General features: G+C 54.7%; 16 protein-coding genes, 1 tRNA gene and 2 pseudogenes. 12 read left to right on the forward strand and 7 right to left on the reverse strand.

The window, feature by feature from the left end:
- Positions 1-374: 374 nt before the first annotated feature.
- The 6 genes and pseudogenes from M2418_RS05430 to M2418_RS05455 all read left to right on the forward strand — a co-directional run.
- A pseudogene (locus M2418_RS05430) lies at positions 375-770 on the forward strand (flagellin); the annotation flags it as partial.
- A 999-nt stretch (positions 771-1,769) separates the two neighbouring features.
- Positions 1,770-2,084 (forward strand): annotated as a pseudogene (locus M2418_RS05435) (flagellin); the annotation flags it as partial.
- Between the two features lie 164 nt (positions 2,085-2,248).
- Positions 2,249-3,286: a cysteine synthase A gene (locus M2418_RS05440; RefSeq protein ID WP_192487515.1), complete on the forward strand. Its 1,038-nt coding sequence runs from the start codon at positions 2,249-2,251 to the stop codon at positions 3,284-3,286.
- Positions 3,287-3,298: 12 nt separating this feature from the next.
- Positions 3,299-4,036: an alanyl-tRNA editing protein gene (locus tag M2418_RS05445; protein WP_259145316.1), complete on the forward strand. Its 738-nt coding sequence runs from the start codon at positions 3,299-3,301 to the stop codon at positions 4,034-4,036.
- A 19-nt stretch (positions 4,037-4,055) separates the two neighbouring features.
- Positions 4,056-5,477, forward strand: coding sequence for a 3-mercaptopyruvate sulfurtransferase (gene sseA / locus M2418_RS05450; RefSeq protein ID WP_259145320.1), 1,422 nt, complete (start codon positions 4,056-4,058; stop codon positions 5,475-5,477).
- Positions 5,478-5,597: 120 nt separating this feature from the next.
- Entirely contained in the window at positions 5,598-6,149 is a 552-nt protein-coding gene (locus M2418_RS05455; RefSeq protein ID WP_250982889.1) for an OmpA family protein, read from the forward strand.
- 57 nt (positions 6,150-6,206) lie between these two features.
- Here the strand turns inward: M2418_RS05455 and M2418_RS05460 are convergent, their stop codons facing one another.
- Positions 6,207-7,106 carry a DUF4344 domain-containing metallopeptidase gene (locus tag M2418_RS05460; protein ID WP_259145322.1) on the reverse strand — a complete coding sequence of 300 codons (900 nt, stop codon included), beginning with the start codon at positions 7,104-7,106 and terminating at the stop codon, positions 6,207-6,209.
- 157 nt (positions 7,107-7,263) lie between these two features.
- On the opposite strand from M2418_RS05460, the gene M2418_RS05465 reads away from it, so the two are divergent.
- The 3 genes from M2418_RS05465 (at position 7,264) to M2418_RS05475 (ending at position 10,272) form a co-directional block, all read left to right on the forward strand.
- Positions 7,264-7,731: a DUF1203 domain-containing protein gene (locus M2418_RS05465; RefSeq protein ID WP_259145323.1), complete on the forward strand. Its 468-nt coding sequence runs from the start codon at positions 7,264-7,266 to the stop codon at positions 7,729-7,731.
- A gap of 84 nt (positions 7,732-7,815) precedes the next feature.
- Positions 7,816-8,151, forward strand: coding sequence for a PilZ domain-containing protein (locus M2418_RS05470; RefSeq protein ID WP_192487509.1), 336 nt, complete (start codon positions 7,816-7,818; stop codon positions 8,149-8,151).
- 129 nt (positions 8,152-8,280) lie between these two features.
- The gene (locus tag M2418_RS05475; RefSeq protein ID WP_259145328.1) at positions 8,281-10,272 is read left to right on the forward strand and encodes a bifunctional 2',3'-cyclic-nucleotide 2'-phosphodiesterase/3'-nucleotidase; all 1,992 of its coding nucleotides are present in this window, start codon (positions 8,281-8,283) and stop codon (positions 10,270-10,272) included.
- A gap of 102 nt (positions 10,273-10,374) precedes the next feature.
- Here M2418_RS05475 and M2418_RS05480 read toward each other — a convergent pair whose 3' ends face one another.
- On the reverse strand, positions 10,375-11,343 hold the full coding sequence (locus M2418_RS05480; RefSeq protein ID WP_250982893.1) for a LysR family transcriptional regulator: 969 nt from the start codon (positions 11,341-11,343) through the stop codon (positions 10,375-10,377).
- 137 nt (positions 11,344-11,480) lie between these two features.
- Here M2418_RS05480 and M2418_RS05485 point away from each other — a divergent pair, with 137 nt between their 5' ends.
- Positions 11,481-12,095 carry an FMN-dependent NADH-azoreductase gene (locus M2418_RS05485; RefSeq protein ID WP_259145331.1) on the forward strand — a complete coding sequence of 205 codons (615 nt, stop codon included), beginning with the start codon at positions 11,481-11,483 and terminating at the stop codon, positions 12,093-12,095.
- 69 nt (positions 12,096-12,164) lie between these two features.
- On the opposite strand, the gene M2418_RS05490 is transcribed toward M2418_RS05485, so the two are convergent.
- The 3 genes from M2418_RS05490 to ilvA form a co-directional block, all read right to left on the reverse strand.
- On the reverse strand, positions 12,165-13,430 hold the full coding sequence (locus M2418_RS05490) for a GGDEF domain-containing protein (protein WP_259145332.1): 1,266 nt from the start codon (positions 13,428-13,430) through the stop codon (positions 12,165-12,167).
- A gap of 125 nt (positions 13,431-13,555) precedes the next feature.
- Positions 13,556-13,864 carry an HlyU family transcriptional regulator gene (locus tag M2418_RS05495; protein WP_250982896.1) on the reverse strand — a complete coding sequence of 103 codons (309 nt, stop codon included), beginning with the start codon at positions 13,862-13,864 and terminating at the stop codon, positions 13,556-13,558.
- A 64-nt stretch (positions 13,865-13,928) separates the two neighbouring features.
- On the reverse strand, positions 13,929-15,209 hold the full coding sequence (ilvA, locus tag M2418_RS05500) for a threonine ammonia-lyase (RefSeq protein WP_405049380.1): 1,281 nt from the start codon (positions 15,207-15,209) through the stop codon (positions 13,929-13,931).
- Positions 15,210-15,284: 75 nt separating this feature from the next.
- On the opposite strand from ilvA, the gene M2418_RS05505 reads away from it, so the two are divergent.
- Together M2418_RS05505 and M2418_RS05510 are read left to right on the forward strand one after the other, a co-directional pair.
- The gene (locus M2418_RS05505) at positions 15,285-16,742 is read left to right on the forward strand and encodes a TrkH family potassium uptake protein (RefSeq protein WP_259145335.1); all 1,458 of its coding nucleotides are present in this window, start codon (positions 15,285-15,287) and stop codon (positions 16,740-16,742) included.
- 102 nt (positions 16,743-16,844) lie between these two features.
- A complete protein-coding gene (locus tag M2418_RS05510; RefSeq protein ID WP_259145336.1) occupies positions 16,845-17,303 on the forward strand; it encodes a hypothetical protein in 459 nt (152 codons plus the stop codon).
- 76 nt (positions 17,304-17,379) lie between these two features.
- On the opposite strand, the gene M2418_RS05515 is transcribed toward M2418_RS05510, so the two are convergent.
- Together M2418_RS05515 and M2418_RS05520 are read right to left on the reverse strand one after the other, a co-directional pair.
- Positions 17,380-17,464, reverse strand: a tRNA-Leu gene (locus tag M2418_RS05515).
- 49 nt (positions 17,465-17,513) lie between these two features.
- A complete protein-coding gene (locus M2418_RS05520; protein ID WP_259145338.1) occupies positions 17,514-18,239 on the reverse strand; it encodes a thermonuclease family protein in 726 nt (241 codons plus the stop codon).
- Positions 18,240-18,352: the final 113 nt, after the last annotated feature.

Consider the following 18,352-nt stretch of genomic DNA (forward strand, 5'->3'; position numbering starts at 1 on the left):
GAAAACAAGCATAGTTGCAAAGCCAACAAAAAAGGCCGGACACGGAGTGCCGACCTTCTCGTCCGTTGATCCTGTCAGTGCCGGTACATCCGCGGTCAAAGACGTCAACTGGTACTACCATTAGCGTAGCTTGATGACATAACGATGTCAGTGCTGATTGGTTCCTGCTGTTTTCATTTTTTAGATGACAGTGCAGCGTTCTGCCCGCGACTCTCCGTACAGTCGATAATCCCTTGTTTTTCCATCGCGAAAAATCGGAAGATCGTTATTTCTGACAATTGTAATAAACCATCTATTAACCATAACTGGGGCTCTATGTGGGCTACATTTTCATGCTCATGATGAGCGTCTGAATTCCCCAACAGAGCATACCTATGACCAGCATTCTCACGAACGCTGGAGCGACTTCTGCGCTTCAGACCCTGCGTACGATCGGCTCAAATCTGAACCGAACGCAAAATCAAGTCAGTTCCGGCCTTCGTGTACAGACAGCAGCAGACAATGCGGCTTACTGGTCCATTTCCACCACCATGCGTTCCGACACCATGGCCATTGACGCCGTGACCGATGCGTTGAACCTTGGGGCAGCCAAGGTCGATACGGCCTATGAGGGTCTGGAATCGACCGTCGACATTCTCAAACAGTTCAAGGCAAAACTCGTCACGGCAAAAGAAGACAGCGTCGACCGAACCAAGGTTCAGGAAGAGCTGGCGCAGCTTATCGATCAGGCCAAAAGCGTCTCCGAATCGGCGAGCTTCAGCGGCCAAAACTGGCTGAATACGGATTTCGACGACATCTTTGACAAAGCCCAGTCAATGGACTCCGTCGTTTCGTCCTTTGTCCGAAACAGCAATGGCGGCGTCAGCGTAAAAACAACCGATGTCGACGTGTCCAAACTCACCTTGTTCAACACGACTGGTGACGGCTTGCTGCAAGTCGACTCACGCGCCATTGGGGATATCGGCGGTCTGCGCGATGTGGACTGGGAAAGCTATGAAATGTCCGGCTGGCAATATTTCAACTTTCCGCACAGCGCCACCTTTGGCGCCGCAGACGTCATAACATTCGATTACACGGCAGATGGTAGCGCGCTCGGAGCCGGAACGACCTATACGCTGACAATCGACCGAAGCACCGTCAATGACGCATTGGGTGCAGGCGCCAATGGTTATATCGGCACGGTGCGCGACTGGATGGTGGTTATTTCAAGAGCGACATGGAGCTCACCTCCGCCTTCCGATCCGAGCCGCGGCAGTGGCTTCGGACAGGCCCATAATATCGGTGGCGTTATGCAAACCTACGGTTTCTTTTCTGGAGAAATGGAAGGTCTGCCCGGCTCTTCGGTCAGAATGAGCAATGTCACGTCGACGTTGGCGGGCGGTTACGCATTCGGTCTGAATGCCCCCACCGGTGTTACCGACGGCGAATACGCGGATTTCGGTTTCAATTTCGGCGACAGCTTTCAAATGAAAACCGATGTCGAATTCTATTTCGACCTTTCACTGAACCGTGGAACACCGCAGATGATAAAGGTGACCAAGGATGACGTCGATACGGCACTGGGTATCACGACAGGCGAAGTGAACAATGCGGCCGATATGGCAACCGTGCTTCAGCATGTGCTGACCGGCAAGGGCATATCCAGCGTCACCTCAAGCGGCTCGCGTATCACACTCGACATTGACCAGAGCATGTATCCGGACATGGGGTATCGCTCATCCATAAAGATTTCCGGTGTCTGGGACAATATCGGCAACCCGCCGGATGTGAACCTCGTCGACATGGACATCACCACGCCGTCGGTCGATCTCGACCGCTATATAAGAGTGATCGAAGGCATGACGAAAAAGGTTGTCAGTGCCGCCTCGCTTCTCGGATCAATTCAGACGCGCATCGATCTGCAGCTGGATTTTGCCTCCAAACTTGGCGATTCCATCGACAGCGGCATTGGCCGTCTGGTTGATGCCGACATGAATGAAGCTTCGACACGCCTGAAAGCGCAGCAGACACAGCAGCAGCTTGCCGTACAGGCTCTCTCCATCTCCAACTCCAATAGCGAGAGCCTGCTCTCACTGTTCCGTTAAGCGTCGATCCGCCTACCGCTGATGGAGCCGACAGGATGAAAACCTCGCCCATAAGATGAATTTTGCCCGTTTGAGGCATTCACAGAAACAGAATTTCTTGCCACAACAGGGGTCAATCCGCTCAAAGCAACGGTAATCATACGCGTCCGAAAGAAGGTCGACCCATGACGATACATACCTCTGTTTTGACAGCCATTGGAAACACGCCACTCATTCGTCTGAATGCTGCATCCGAGGCAACAGGGTGCGAAATTCTTGGCAAGGCCGAGTTTCTCAACCCCGGCCAGTCCGTCAAGGACCGTGCGGCGCTGTACATTATTCGCGATGCTGAAAAACGCGGTCTGCTGCGCCCTGGTGGTACAATTGTTGAGGGCACGGCCGGCAATACCGGCATTGGCCTGACGCTTGTTGCCAGAGCGCTTGGATACCGCACTGTTATCGTCATTCCTGAAACACAAAGCCAGGAAAAGAAGGACGCGCTAAAACTGCTGGGTGCGGAACTGGTGGAAGTGCCAGCTGCCCCCTACTCTAACCCGAACAATTATGTGAAGGTGTCCGGACGTCTGGCCAAGCAGCTTGCTGAAACCGATCCGAACGGCGCCGTATGGGCAAACCAATTCGACAACATCGCCAACCGTCAGGCCCATATCGAAACCACCGCGCCTGAAATCTGGGACCAGACGGATGGTAAGGTTGATGGCTTTATCTGCGCTGTTGGCTCCGGCGGCACGCTGGCTGGCGTTGCCGATGGTCTTCGTGATTTCAACCCTGACATCAAGATCGGCATTGCCGACCCTGATGGTGCGGCACTTTATGAATATTACAAAAACGGCACCCTGAAATCTGAAGGCAACTCCATTACCGAAGGCATCGGTCAGGGCCGCATCACCGCCAACCTGCAGGACTTCACACCGGATTTCGCCTACCGAATTTCGGATGCGGAAGCCCTGCCCGTGTTGTTTGATCTCGTCACCAAGGAAGGCCTGTGCCTTGGTGGTTCAACCGGCATTAACATTGCCGGTGCAATTCGCCTTGCCCGAGACCTCGGTCCGGGGCATACAATCGTCACCATTCTGTGTGACTACGGTAACCGTTACCAGTCGAAGCTCTACAATCCCGCATTCCTGCGGTCCAAAGGGCTTCCTGTTCCGGCCTGGCTCACAGGGAAAAGCGATATATCTGTCCCGTATGAAACCACATAAGGTGCCTAGACTATGCCAGTGAATGCCCTCTTTCGTGATGATTTTTACCTTTCCACCTGCGAGGCAACGGTAACAGACATTCACGAAGACGGGGGCATTGAGCTGGACCAGACCTGCTTTTACGCCACCTCTGGCGGTCAACCTGGCGACACCGGTTTTCTGGAGCGTGCTGACGGCTCCAGAATTCAGCTTGGGCAAACCAGACACGGTCAGGACAAGAGCATTATTATCCACGTTCCGCTTGAAGGACAGGAAAGTGTGGCACCCGGTGAAAAGGTCGTGCTGCATGTGGACTGGGAGCGCCGATACAAGCTGATGCGGATGCATACCGCCTGTCATCTTCTGTCCGTTGTCTGCCAATGGCCGATTACTGGTGCCGCAGTTGGCGAAGACGAATCGCGTGTTGACTTCGACATGTCGGAAACCATCGACAAGGACGAGGTATCGGCCAAGCTAATGGAACTGGTCAATGCCGACCATCCGGTTTTCCTGCAGTGGATCACCGACGAGGAATTGCAGGCCAATCCCGGCATCGTCAAATCCAAGAATGTGCGCCCACCCGTTGGTCTCGGCCGTGTCAGTCTTGTGTGCATAGGTGAGAACTCGGCAATTGACAGCCAGCCCTGCGGTGGAACACATGTCTCCAAGACACATGAAGTCGGTGAAATACACATCGCCAAGATAGAAAAGAAGGGCAAGGAAAACCGGCGTTTTCGCATCCGTTTCGGTGCGCCCGATTCCGCAGCCTGAACAGCAGGGAGACTAGATCGTGAGCAACGAAAAAAGTCGTTTCGTCGTGTCGGCGGACTGGGTGAACAAACAGCTTGGGGCACCTGAGTTCCGTGTCGTCGACGCATCCTGGTATCTTCCAGCCCACAAGCGCAATGGTGCCGACGAATATGCCAAGGGCCATATTCCCGGTGCCGTGTTTTTCGATCAAGACGTGATTGCGGATCACACCACTGGCCTGCCGCATTCCCTGCCCTCGCCGGAATATTTTGCCGAGCAGGTTGGCAAACTTGGCATCCAGGAAACCGATACGATCGTCGTTTACGATGGCCCCGGATTCTTCTCTGCACCGCGTGTATGGTGGATGCTGCGTGTGATGGGTGCCGAAAGCGTTTACGTGCTGGATGGTGGCCTCGACGGCTGGAAAGCGCAAAACCTGCCGCTTGAAACCGACCTGCCAGAACCGCCAGTCGTCAGCTTTATCCCGCACTTCCAGAAAAATCGTGTCACGTCACTGGACGAAATGCGTAGTGTTGTCGACGCCGGCAGCAAGCAGATTGCCGACGCGCGTGGCGCTGGCCGCTTTACCGGCGACGAGGCCGAACCGCGTGCAGGCATGCGCTCTGGCCATATGCCGGGCGCCCGCAGCCTGCCTGCCACGGCATTTTCGGAAAACGGTCACTTCAAGGATCTGGCGACGCTGCGCAAGATGATGACGGAAGCCGGCATCGATCTTTCCAAGCCGGTTGTCACCAGCTGTGGTTCTGGCGTGACGGCAGCGGTTATCACGCTGGCGCTTGAATCGCTTGGCCACAAGACCAACAGCCTGTTCGATGGCTCCTGGTCGCAGTGGGGCAGCCTTGAAGACACGCCTGTGGTCACCGGCCCTGCCGAGCCCATCGCGCCCCGAGATACTGATCCGCTAAAAGCCCATGTCACGCAGCTTGAAATGACAGCTGCGCCAAAGATCAGCATTGCGGTTCCGGTCAACATCCAAACCGCGATCATGCGTGCCCCGAACATCCCGCTGCATTTTTACCGCTACCTGTACTGGCGGGTCGGCAAACGCTGGCACTGGCAAAAACGCATGCGCATGAGCGACGCGGAACTTGGCGCTGTTTTGAGCGACCCGAAAAACAGCGTCTGCGTGCTGTATATGAACGGCTCGCCTGCCGGTTTCTTCGAGCTATACAGGCGCGACGATGACGTAACCCAGCTTTCCTATTTCGGCCTGTTCGAAGAAGCGATTGGCGCTGGCATCGGCAAATGGTTCCTGTTGCAGGCACTCTATGCCGCCTGGCAGGACAATCCGAAAAAAGTCACCGTTACCACCAACACACTCGACCACCCGCGTGCGCTGCAGCTTTATCAGATGATGGGCTTCTCGCCTGTCGGCACCTATCAGGCCTGGGTTCAGCCGTTGAGCGAGGCGGAATTGCTCAATATCGCCGTTCAGAACTGATCACTGACGGCGGATTGCACCATTAATCAGTTTGAACCGGCGGCAACCGCCGGTTCAGGTTTCCTTCAGGTTGTGCGTGGCAGTTTGCCCGCGACAATAACGAGGTAAAGGAAACCAGCCATGAACCGTCGATCTTTCCTGACTGCACTTGCTGCCACAGCGTTTGTTCCGGCAGTTGCCAGTGCGCAGGAAACTCCATCTTCCGGCACCATCATGCGCCGTCTTGAGGCAGCACCGTCGCGTCGCATGCGTCCGGAAGAGCGCGTGACCATCCAGGAATTCAAACGCCGGCCGGAACTGCGCCGCAGCGCCCCTTCCATCGACATTCAGTCCATCAATTTCGCCTTCGGTTCGGCTGAAATTCCCCGTTCGGAATATCGTAAAGTACGCGAGATCGGCGTTGCTCTGGAACAGATCCTTCGCCGCCGTCGCGGAGCACGTTTCCTTATTGAGGGTCACACAGACGCAGTTGGTTCTGAGGCGTCCAACCAGGTCCTGTCGGAACGTCGCGCAGAATCACTAAAATGGCTGCTGGTGCAGGAATTCCGTGTACCGCCACGGGCGCTGGAAACCGTGGGTTATGGCGAAAGCTATCTGCTTGTTAACACGCAGTTTGAGGAATGGCGCAACCGTCGCGTTACGCTGCGTCGTATCGACGAATTCCTGCGCTAATCCCATCAGGATGAGCGTCACGCATATGGGCATGCCTCATATGCGTGACGCATTATTTTATTGTCTGGTGAGACCAACGACAGTCGCGTCATCGCTTTCGGTTTCACTTTGCGGCTGGGTTTCGTCAGCGGCATTGTTCAAGAAGTAATTGGCGACCAGTTCGCCGTGGAACTTGGCGAACTCATAACAAAAGGTGATCTCGCGGTCTTTTGCCGACCAGAAGGCATTCGCCTGACCGCATTGTTTCGCGGTCAACTTGATACCGTCCTTGATATTATAGAGGCCGGAAAAGGAGTTACCGATCAATTCCAGCAGTTTCGATTCCTTGACGATGGTTTGAAACAACTCAAGGCTTGGGTCGGTGATCGGCTCATAGGTGACTTCGAACTTCGTGCTGGCATTGGCTGTCGCCTCATGCGGCTTCAGAAGCGTATTCCAGCTGCGTACTTTCTGCGGATATTCCGAGATGCACTCCTCGCGGCGGTCCTCAGGAAACTCCAGAGAATCAATAAATTCCTTGAAGTTCTTGTAGTCGTGGCCGGCCATCGAGCAGGCAATGGCCCAGCCACGCTGTTCGTCCAAACCGTGGGCGCCCCAGAAAGCCTGCTCCTCTTCAGCATCCGCTGCCGCTTCGCTCGACAGGAACCAGCCATCGGCTGCATCGATAATGGCCTGATCAAGCAGGTCATCATCAGCCTCCAGCATCAGGATCGATGACAGGTTATCAACCGCGTCTTCCTCTCGACCCAGCACAGGCAGGTCAAACTCGGAAACCAGCATGTGGCCGGCTTCGTGGTAGAGAATAAAGATACCGTTGCCGACAACGAACTGTACCATTTCCTCGATCTGCTGATCCGTCAGCTTTTCGAAGTCGGGACTATCCTGTGCCGAAACGTTCCATGCGGGAAATACAGCCACCAACGCAGAAATAAAAAACGCAAAAATACTGTGCGGCATAAGGCGCTCCGGGCCGTGCATGAAAGTTTCGCAAATAGAGCATCAAAGCACATGAGTCTGACAATGGGCTTTTCCCGGTCACACACAAGAATCGGGTGGCCGGGCGTTGCTTTGCGGCGCATAGCGACAAAGCAGCAACGCATTTGGAGCCACTGACATGAACACAATTCTGTTTACCGCCATGCCGACTGAAGAGGCTGATGCATTTCGGGCCGGGCGCAATGATGCCTATGGCAACCCCGCCGAACGCTCGGTCTCATCAGGCGGCATGCCCTGCCGCCATTGCCTTGGTGAAATTGCTGAAGGAGAAGCGATGCTCCTCCTGGCCTACCGGCCGTTTATCGACCTTCAGCCCTATGCCGAGACCGGCCCGATCTTTATCCACGAGCGGTCATGCCCTCGCTACGAGGCAAGCGAGGTTTTGCCGCCAATACTTGAAAGTGCTGACTATATCGTGCGCGGTTATGGCCCTGATGACCGCATCGTGTACGGCACCGGCGCAGTGACACCGACACCGGAGATTTCACAACGTGCCGCCAGCCTGTTTGAACGGCCGGAGATTGCCTATGTGCATGTCCGTTCGGCCCGCAACAATTGTTACCAGTGCCGAATAGATCGCGGTTAGGTTTAATTTTACGCATCGTTCTAAATGGCATGTAAGAATTATCTGCAATGATACCCGTAGCTTAAACTGGGTCGGGTAGACACTATGACAGGTAACATGACGATGCAGACGCGCAGTGCAAAGCGCGAGCAAACCCGCATCTATGCCACGGTGCATTATTTCAACCAATCCGTTGCCGGGCGCGTCGTCGACCTGTCGGCAACAGGTATCGCCATTGAATTGCAGGGGCCATTTACGGCATCCAAAGGCAGCCGGGTGAAAATCCAGAGTGACGATCTGGGTTTCATCGAGGGTGAAGTACAGTGGCATCACATGAACCGGCTGGGTGTTCAATTAAAAATGTCCACCAACACGCTGGCGCAGGTTTCGTCTTATTTCCGGTTCTTCCATCAGGAGGTCAAGCCGACCCTCGCCCGTTAGTTGCACAAAGACATTATGCACATTTAAAAATTTCGGGAAAAAGACGTTTCGTCATTTTCCTGATGCACTCATCTGAGAATGGCCTTAGGCTGGTTTCAGGTCAGCCCAAGATCATATCAAGGAGTTCCCATGTCTTCGTCGCTGTTCGCGCTTCATCCCATCACACGGAGGTCGCTACTGGGAGGTATAGCTGCCTCCTCCGCGCTCGTCATGCTGCACCCGTTTGCAGCACGTGCGCAGGGTAATCAGGCTCATCTGCGCATTATGGAAACCACGGATATTCACGTCCATGTGTTCCCGTATGACTATTATGCCGACAAGCCGAATGACACGATGGGCCTTGCACGTACGGCCACGATCATGGATTCGATCCGTGCCGAAGCTGGCAACTCCATGCTGGTCGACAATGGTGACTTCCTGCAGGGTAACCCGCTTGGCGACTTTATCGCCTATGAGCGTGGTATGAAGGCGGGCGACAAGCACCCTGTCATCAACGCCATGAATGTTCTGGGTTACGATTGTGGCACGCTGGGCAATCATGAGTTCAATTACGGCCTGGACTACATGTCCAACACACTGGCGGGTGCGAATTTCCCTTATGTCTGCGCCAACGTGACCAAAGGTCAGCTGGCCAGCGATCCGAAGCAGGATGACCTGTTCTTCAAGCCCTATGTCATTCTTGAAAAAAAGATCAAGGACGGCGCTGGCAAGGAAAGCCCGATCAAGATTGGCATTATCGGTTTCGTTCCACCACAGATCATGCAGTGGGATGCCAAGAACCTTGAGGGCAAGGCGCAGACCCGCGATATCGTGGAAGCTGCCAAGGCCTGGGTTCCTGCCATGAAGGAAGAAGGCGCCGACATCATCATCGCGCTGTCGCACTCCGGTATTGACGGTAAGGGCCAGACCGAGCGCATGGAAAATGCGTCACTCTATCTGGCTGGCGTTGAAGGTATCGATGCCATCTTCACCGGTCACCAGCATCTGGTCTTCCCCGGCCCCAAGACCTGGGACGGCATTGAAGGCGTTGATCCCGTCAAGGGAACGCTGATGGGCAAGCCAACCGTCATGGGCGGCTTCTGGGGTTCGCATCTGGGCCTGATCGACCTGCTGCTTGAAAAAGACGGCAAGGCATGGAAGATCGTCGACTTCACAACGGAAGCGCGCCCGATCTACCATCGCGATGACAAACGCAAGATCGTTGCGGATGTCGAAAGCAAACAGGCGGTTCTGGACGCCGTAAAAGCCGACCATGAAGCGACACTTGATTATGTGCGCCGTCCGGTTGGCAAGACCTCTGCTCCGCTCTACTCCTATTTCGCACTGGTTGCGGATGATCCATCTGTGCAGATCGTTTCCAATGCGCAGACCTGGTACATCAAAGACATGCTGAAAGAGACGGAATACAAGGATTATCCGGTTCTTTCCGCAGCCGCGCCGTTCAAGGCTGGCGGTCGTGGTGGTGCAGAATATTATACGGATGTTGCAGCGGGTGATATCGCCATCAAAAATGTGGCCGATCTCTACCTCTATCCTAATACGGTGCAGGCCGTGCTGATTACCGGTGCGCAGGTCAAGAACTGGCTGGAAATGTCTGCGGGCATGTTCAACACGGTTGAAGTGGGTTCCAAGGACGCTCCGCTGCTCAACCCGGAATTCCCGTCCTATAATTACGACGTCATTGACGGCGTGACCTACCAGATCGATGTCTCGAAACCCGCAAAATACGACAAGGATGGCAAGGCGGTAACGCCTGAAAGCAATCGTATCGTCAACCTGCAGTTCAACGGCAAGCCCATCGATCCCGAGCAGAAGTTCGTGGTTGCGACCAACAACTACCGCGCCAGCGGCGGCGGCAAGTTCCCTGACATCGCCACAGACAAGATCATCTTCGAGGCACCGGATACCAACCGCGATGTGATCGTGCGTTACATCGTTGACCAGGGAACAATCAACCCTGAGGCTGATGCCAACTGGTCGTTTGCGCCTGTTGCCAACACCACCGCAACGTTCGAAACCGGCCCGAAGGGCCGTCAGTATGCGGACCACGTGAAAGGTGCAAAGATCGAGGAAGCCGGCGACGGCGCAGAAGGTTTTGCGAAGTTCCGCCTGATCCTCTGATTAAGGTGAGTGCATAAAACAAAAGAGGCAGAGCAATTGATGTTGCTCTGCCTTTTTATTTGCGCGGTTTCCTGAGGAAACGCCTTTCCTTGGGGGCAGCGCCTATTCGGCAGCCACCACCCTGACTGCCGGTTTTGTGCGGCTGATCATCTTGGTGAAATCCTGATGGTTGAGGCACATTCCAAGCCGCTGGCGGAACGCTTCCACCATCCAACTTGAGGCAGGCCCAAGAGGGGTCGAGACCTTGCGCATAGCATAAAGCGGGTACTCGCCCTGCTCATAGGCTTCAAGCTGCAGGTGGACCAAACGACCGGCGGCCAGATCATCCTGCAACACGGAGGCCGGCAAGCCACCCCACCCCAGACCACCAAGAATGAGGTTGTGTTTGGTGGCAATGTCGCTGACACGCCATATCTTGTAGGACAGCACATTGAACTGGCGGCTACCTGTCAGGCCCGACGCATCAGTGACCACCAACTGCACCTCGTCGCGCACATCCGCCAAGGTCAGTGGACGGCCCAGCAACACAAGCGGGTGGTTCGGCGCGGCCACCGGCAACATGAAGGAATGGCCGACCTTTTCCGAGAAGATATCGTCCTGCGGTTTGATTGCCGCTCCACCAAGGCCGATCGTCGCCTGCCCGCTGGCCACCATGTCGGTGACCATTCCCAGTTCGCCGACATTGAGGCGCAGCGAAACGGAGGGGTATTCATCCCGAAACTCACGCAAGACTTCGACAACAGCACGATTCGGAACCATGGTGCTGATGGCAACCGAAACTTCGGCCTCCAAGCCCTGACGCAAGCCTTTGGCGCGGGCCCGCATGACCTGAAGATCGGAGACGATACGCCGGGCGTCCTCGATCATCGCCTTGCCCGCATCGGTCAGTTTTGGCTGGCGAACGCCATTGCGTTCGAACAGGTTGACCTCCAGTTGCGCTTCAAGATTGGCAATGGTGTAGCTGATAACCGACTGGGCGCGGTTCAGGGCACGCGAAGCTGCTGAAAAGCTTCCGGTTTCTGCCACCGTCAAAAACACCTGCAATTGGTCGAGTGTTGGATTGGCGTCCATGTCTTATCCATTTCATCGATAATTCAAATCTATATTATCACAGTTTTTTCGATGGCTCCATTCAACAATATATGGCTCAAACAGAACGGTTCTCCCTGCCCGCTCTGACCTCCCAAGGCTTATTCGAAGGAAATGACATGTCTAATATTCTGCTGATCACATCGAGCCCACGTGGCGAAGATTCCGTTTCCAACAAGGTTGCGACAGACCTGGCTGAAAAGCTGAAGGCACAGTCCGGCAACAACATCGTGCGCCGCGACCTGGCTGCCGAGCCAATCCCGCACCTTGATACCGTGACCACCAACGCTATCCGTAAGCCTGCTGAAGCCCGTTCGCAGGAAGAGGCTGTTGCTGCCGATTTCTCCGACAAGCTGGTTGCAGAGCTGATGGCTGCTGACACCGTCGTTATCGGCACCGGCCTCATCAACTTCAACATCTATTCCGGCCTGAAGTCCTGGATCGACAACGTTGCACGTGCTGGCCAGACCTTCCGTTACACAGAAAGCGGCCCTGTTGGCCTGGCAACCGGCAAGAAGGTTTATGTCGTTCTCGCTGCTGCTGGCGTTTACTCCGAAGGCCCAGCCGTTTCCATGAACCACGCTGTTCCCTACCTGAAGACCGTTCTTGGTTTCATGGGCATGACCGACGTTGAAGTTGTTTACGTTGAAGGCTTGGCTTTCGGCCCTGAAGCCGTTGAAAAGGCACTCTCCTCTGCTCAGGCAAAGGTTGAAGAGCTGGCAAAGGCTGCCTGATAATTTTGTGAGCGTTTCTTGCCTGATTGATTCAGCGGCGCGCTCCAAATCTTTCTTTTGAAAAGATATTCAGTCCTGCAAGACTTCATAACGGCCGCGAACCTGATCGCGGCCGTTATTTTTTGCCTCATAGAGACGTACGTCAGCCTGGGCGAGCAGCGTGTTGAAGCTCAAGCCATCTTCCTGCGAGGTTGCAACACCAATACTGAGTGTGAGCAAGGTGCCATCGGGGCGCCTGACCCCTTCATAAAAACTGCTTTGGACGGAACGGGCAAAGGCCATGGCCTTGTCGTGATTGGTCGATGGCAGGAAGATAACGAACTCCTCCCCGCCAAACCGGTACAGCCGGCCGAAGGCCTCCGTCTTGCGTGACAGAACGGCAGCGACGGCCTTCAACACCTCGTCGCCTTTTAGGTGACCAAAACTGTCATTGATCGATTTGAACCGGTCGATATCAATGATCAGCAGGCTGGCAGGGGTATCGTCGCGCAGGCTGGCATCCAGCGCCTTTGGAATTTCCGCTTCCATGCGGGCCCGGTCGGGCACACCTGTCAGCACATCCACGCCGGACCGCGACAGCAGATCTTCATACCGTTCGCGAAAGGTCAGGTCGTTGAACACGTCGCCGACATTGCGGTTGTTGCTGGCAAAGGCCCTGGTGGTCGTGACATTCTGATAGACCGCAAACATCATCGTATAGAGGCAGACTGCCAGCAGCTTGGCCTGCCATCCGTCAAAGAACACCTGCGCCGGAGCATCATAGAGATAGTATAAACCGGCGTAAAAACCGGCCTGATCGAACGTCAGGATAACGGCACCACAGATAGCAAAGCGCAACACAATGCGACGGCGCAGAAAGGTCCCAAGCTTTTCGTACAGCAGAATGATGCCAATGGAATCGAGGTAGAGGAATGCTGTTCCCCACACCATCAGGATGCCCATTTCATCGAGAAAACCGGTGTTGATCGGCTGACCCGGTGTCAGGGTGGAAACATGATGGAATTTTACGAGCTGGGCGATGGCAACGGTCAGCAGGTTACCGAGAAACAGGCCATAGATCGGCTGACGAACAATGGCGGCATCTTCCTTCATGTACAGCATGAGGATCATCATCAGCTTGCCGGCAAACAGGATGGAAGACCCTGGAGATGCCACGCCAAACGGCAGCTGGATGTAAAACACCGCTGCCAGATAGGTTTCCATGAAGTGCATGACACCAAGCGCTGTCAAAAACACCCCAAGCCCCAGCTTGTTGCGAAAATGCAGGAAGCAGGTCATGACGGAGAAATAAAAGACGGCCTCGACGAGGAAAAGCGCCAGATTAATGAATTCCATCGCCAGCCATCCTGAGAACTGTTCAGCCAGTTCGTGTTACGCAAACATCGCGCCCGCGCAGCCTAACGCAGGATGGCAAACGGATTATTAAGATGGAATTTGAGGGCATTTACGCTTTGAGATGCCTAGTTGTTTGAAAACAGGGTGGCACCGCTCTGGTCGATAATTACCTTGGCCTTGCGAATGGTGAATTCGTTGGCATCATCAAGCGATGTGAAGACATCGGCGCGCACGAATTTGTGGCTCAAAACTTCACCATTGACGGTTTTCTCGATACGGCCTGCAAGGCGAAACTGTGCGCCTTCCTTCAACGGTGTCGGATAGATGGCGAAGTCGCCATAGATTTCCGGTTCAGCAGTAGATGCAGCAGGTGCTGCAGCATCCGAATTGCCCGAACCAAACGCCGAAAAGAGTTTCGAGAAGAAGCCAGCCATATGTCTTTCACTTTCGCAGCAATTGTGCAGACGGCGAGCCTTCGTCGCCTGCACAGATGTTTCGTCAGATAATCAGGTTCGCGAGTATATCGTTTTCAGTGATATCCTCATAGCCTAGGCCCGCCTGCTCAAAACGCTCGAGCAGACCGGTAAAGTTTTCCCGCGAACTGGTTTCGATACCAATCAGGATCGAACCAAAGTTACGCGCCGACTTCTTGAGATATTCGAAACGGGCAACGTCATCGTCCGGTCCCAGCAAATCCAGGAAGTCACGCAGGGCACCCGGGCGCTGTGGCAGGCGAAGAATGAAATACTTCTTCACACCACGATAGCGCATGGCGCGTTCCTTGACGTCAGGCAGGCGCTCGAAGTCGAAGTTGCCACCGGACACGACAGCAACCACTGTCTTGCCTTCCAGCTTTTCACGACCCAGCGTTTCCAGTGCCGTAATGGAGAGCGCACCGGCAGGCTCGAGAACCACACCTTCAACGTTCAACATTTCGGAAATGGTGACGCAGATGGCGTTTTCCGGCATCAGGTGAACCTGTTCGGACGGGAAATGCTTCAATGCTTCGAAGTTGAGGTCGCCGATACGGGCAACGGCTGCACCATCCACAAAGTTGTCTACCTTGTTGAGCGTAATCGGCTGGCCGGCCTCAAGGCTTTTCTTGAGGCTTGGCGCACCTTCCGGCTCGGTAAACAGGAAGCCGCTCTGCGGGATCAGGTCAGCGAAATAACCGGTGATGCCGGCAGCAAGGCCGCCGCCGCCAACGGGAAGTACAACCAGATCCGGCACGGTGCCCTCAGGCAGCTGCTGAAGGATTTCATCGGCAACAGTCGCCTGCCCTTCAATGATGTCTTCATGGTCGAATGGCGGCACCATGCAGCCACCGATCACTTCGACATGCTCACGGGCGGCCGCATAGCACTGGTCAAAGATATCGCCGATCAGACGAATGGTGATGAACTCGCCACCAAAGGCGCGGGTCTTGTCGATTTTCTGTTGCGGTGTGGTAACCGGCATGAACACCACGCCCTGAACGCCGAAATGGCGGCAGGCAAAAGCAAAGCCTTGCGCGTGGTTACCCGCGGAAGCGCAAACGAATATCTTGTTGTTCCCCGCGTCATCATTCTGCATGGCCTTGCGCAGAAAGTTGAACGCGCCTCTAATCTTGTAGGAGCGAACAGGCGTCAGGTCTTCACGCTTGAGCCAAATTCGGGCGCCGTAGCGATTGCTAAGATATTCATTCAGTTGCAGCGGCGTTTCAGGAAATAGTGCCCTTACCGCCTGCCGTGCTTCCTCGACATGCTTCTTATCCACGATTATCGTTCCATTGAAATTCACGATGGCACCCGCTATGCCATATGCGAACGTCAGAGACAAAGACTCTTTGCAAAACAACCAACCGAGGCGACTTTTTTGAATACAAATCTGCTGCGCTCGGTGATGTATGTCGCGTCCATTTTCGGGCTTTACATGGCCACTGCCATGTTCATTCCGGCCATGGCGGATCTCTATTATAAAAATAACGACTGGTCGGTGTTTGCCCTGTCCGGCTTCATGTGCGGCGGCTTCTTCCTCGCCTGCGCGCTGGCAACCCGTGGACAGACACCACAATTCAACAAACGTTTCGGCTTTCTGCTGGTTAACGTGTTGTGGTTGGTTTTCTCCCTGGTCGGTGCGATCCCTTTTTATCTCTCCGAACTGGACCTGACCTTTGCTCAGGCGGTATTTGAATCCGTTTCTGCCATCACCACCACTGGCTCCACCGTCATTTCCGGTCTGGACACAGCACCACAGGGCATCTTGATGTGGCGTTCGCTGCTGTGCTGGCTCGGTGGTATCGGTATCGTGGCGCTTGGGCTGTTCATCCTGCCGCTGCTGCGGGTTGGTGGCATGACCTTCTTTCGCATGGAATCATCCGATACCGGCAATGATCGGCCCTTTGCGCGCCTCGCGCATTTTACGCGGGCGTTTGTCGGCATCTACATGCTGATGACGCTGACCTGCACGATTGCCTATGACATGGCCGGCATGAGCCATTTTGATGCGCTAAACCACGCCATGTCGACAGTGGCAACCGGTGGTTTCTCGACACATGATGCGTCCTTTGCCTATTTCGACAGTATCGCCCTGTTGTGGATCGCAACGATCTTTCTGGTTCTCGGCAGCCTGCCCTTCTCGATCATGATTTTGCTGGCCGTCAAACGACGTCTGAACATTGTGCGCGATCCGCAGATTGCGGTGTTTCTCGGTTACCTCACGGTCATTTCCATCGCGGTTGGCGTTTATCACCACCTGCGCAACGGTGTGCCGCTGGATTCGGCGCTCAGCCATTCCTTCTTCAACGTCACCTCGATCCTCTCCACCGGCGGCTTTGCCAGCGACGACTACACGCTGTGGGGACCGTTTGTGGTGGTAGTTGCCTTCTTTGCCACCTTCATGGGCGGCTGCTCAGGCTCGACCGCTGGTGGCATCAAGGCCTATCGATTCGTCATCATCTTTAACGTTGCTAAAACCGGCCTGAAAAAGCTGATCTACCCCAATGCGGTCTACTCGGTGCGGTATGGCGATCAGGTGGTTGACCCTGAAACCATTCGCACCGTGTTCCTCTTCCTCAGTTGCTTCATCGCTCTGTGGATCGTTGGCAGCCTGGCGCTCAGCGCCATGGGCTATGACTTCCTGACCGCAACCTCTGCCGTTGCCACATCACTGGCCAATGTCGGCCCCGGTATCGGCCCGATCATCGGTCCGGTTGGTAACTTCTCGACCATCACCGACCCTGCCCTTTACGTGCTGTCAGCCATGATGTTGATGGGCCGTCTGGAAATCCTGACAGTGCTGGTGATCATGATGCCGATTTTCTGGAAGAACTGACGGACGGCATCCGCCCAACAATGGCTTTGATAAACTCAGCCTCGCGCAATAGTTGGCTTTTACGCATAAGCTCAACCAATTCGTTTCCAGAGGCTGTTATTGATGTCGTCTCGTCTCACACTCTGCGTCACAAGCCTTGTTTTGTTGGCAGTGAACGCAAGTTCATCTTTTGCGCTTAGGCCCTGCCCTCCGCAAGACGAACTTAAAGCTTACGCAAAAACGATTGTTGAGGCCCGCATTAGGTCACTTTCAATAAGTCCATCAGGTTTGCTGGATGAAGACAAACTTCCAATACAAGCCGTAAAAGCCGAATTTGAAATAGAACGCGTTATAAAAGGCAGTCTTGAACAAAAAGCAGTCGTTGTTTACGGCACAAGCTTTTCACCCGGGCCATTTAAAGAACTGGCTATGATGGCACTTTTATATGGGCTTGAAGGCCACGACAGCTTTGAGTGGGAACTATCTCGCCAAGATTTGGGTGAGTCGCTGGCTTATTACTCGATAGGTGGTTGCGCTTACCACAAGTTCCCTGATTTCGAAGATCTCGGCAACGACCAGTGACTTCCGGCTGGTAGCAAGACACGTCGACGAACAGTAAAATACACGGGGAACGTTATGACCGACATCAAGCGGTGTTTGGTGCAGACGGCGGGACTTGAACCCGCAAGACCGAGGTCGGCAGATTTTAAGTCTGCTGCGTATACCGATTTCGCCACGTCTGCTTGCGGCTTCATCTACACAGCCACACGCATTCTGGTCAACTCCTGCTTTTCAGCACCATGACTGATTTTTTGCATTGGCCGGACGTGCCAGCCCTTCCCGGATCAGTTGCTCTCCGAAGGAGGCGCCGGAACGGCTGATAACCTTGCCATCTGCCGCCCCTGGGGCAACATCGAATGCGCCGTGATTCAGCATGTCGCGCAGCCTAACCTTGGCAGCAAAGCCCCGCTGGCGCTCATTCAGGCAGCGGGCATTGTCAGTCTGCGGCACGACGATACCAGCGATTCGCACCTTGGTGCCCTTCAACCAGAATGTATCGCCGCTGGCCACACAGTTGTTGAGACCTGACATGCCACAAAAAGCGAAGGATGCCTTTGCAGCCTTCTGGATATCCTTGCTGTCTTCAGACTTAACCTCGGCTGGCCGAGACGCTGGCACGGTCGCATTAAGGGCAACCGGCATCGGAACGGCGCGCGGTGGCACAGGCACCTCATTGGCAGCCTGCTTTTGTACCTTGGCAACAGGGCTTTCCGGCCTCACGGGCTTTGGCGGAATAGCTGCCGTCTTGAAAGAAGAGACTTCTTTTTTCGATGCAGCGGCGGTCTGGTTGCTGCTGGCCTTTGTCGTACGGGTTGACGACGGCAGAAGATTGTCACGATGTTCGTAAACCTGAATTCCGCCCACAACGAGCGCGCAGACACCGAGCAAAGGCCACAGGCTCTGTCCGGATTGCTTTTTTGCCGGCTTACGGCGGGTTCTGCTTTTTGTGCTGCTCACGCGAAACACCCCTTTTTGTCCGATTCGCATTGTCGGCAAAAGGGGTTTCCAAAAGGTTGGCAAATGGCATTATGCCAACCGAGTTGCTGATTTCAGCTGCTTTTTTCTGTTGA

Source organism: Rhizobium sp. BIGb0125 (genome assembly GCF_024810055.1).
Taxonomy (GTDB): Bacteria; Pseudomonadota; Alphaproteobacteria; order Rhizobiales; family Rhizobiaceae; genus Agrobacterium.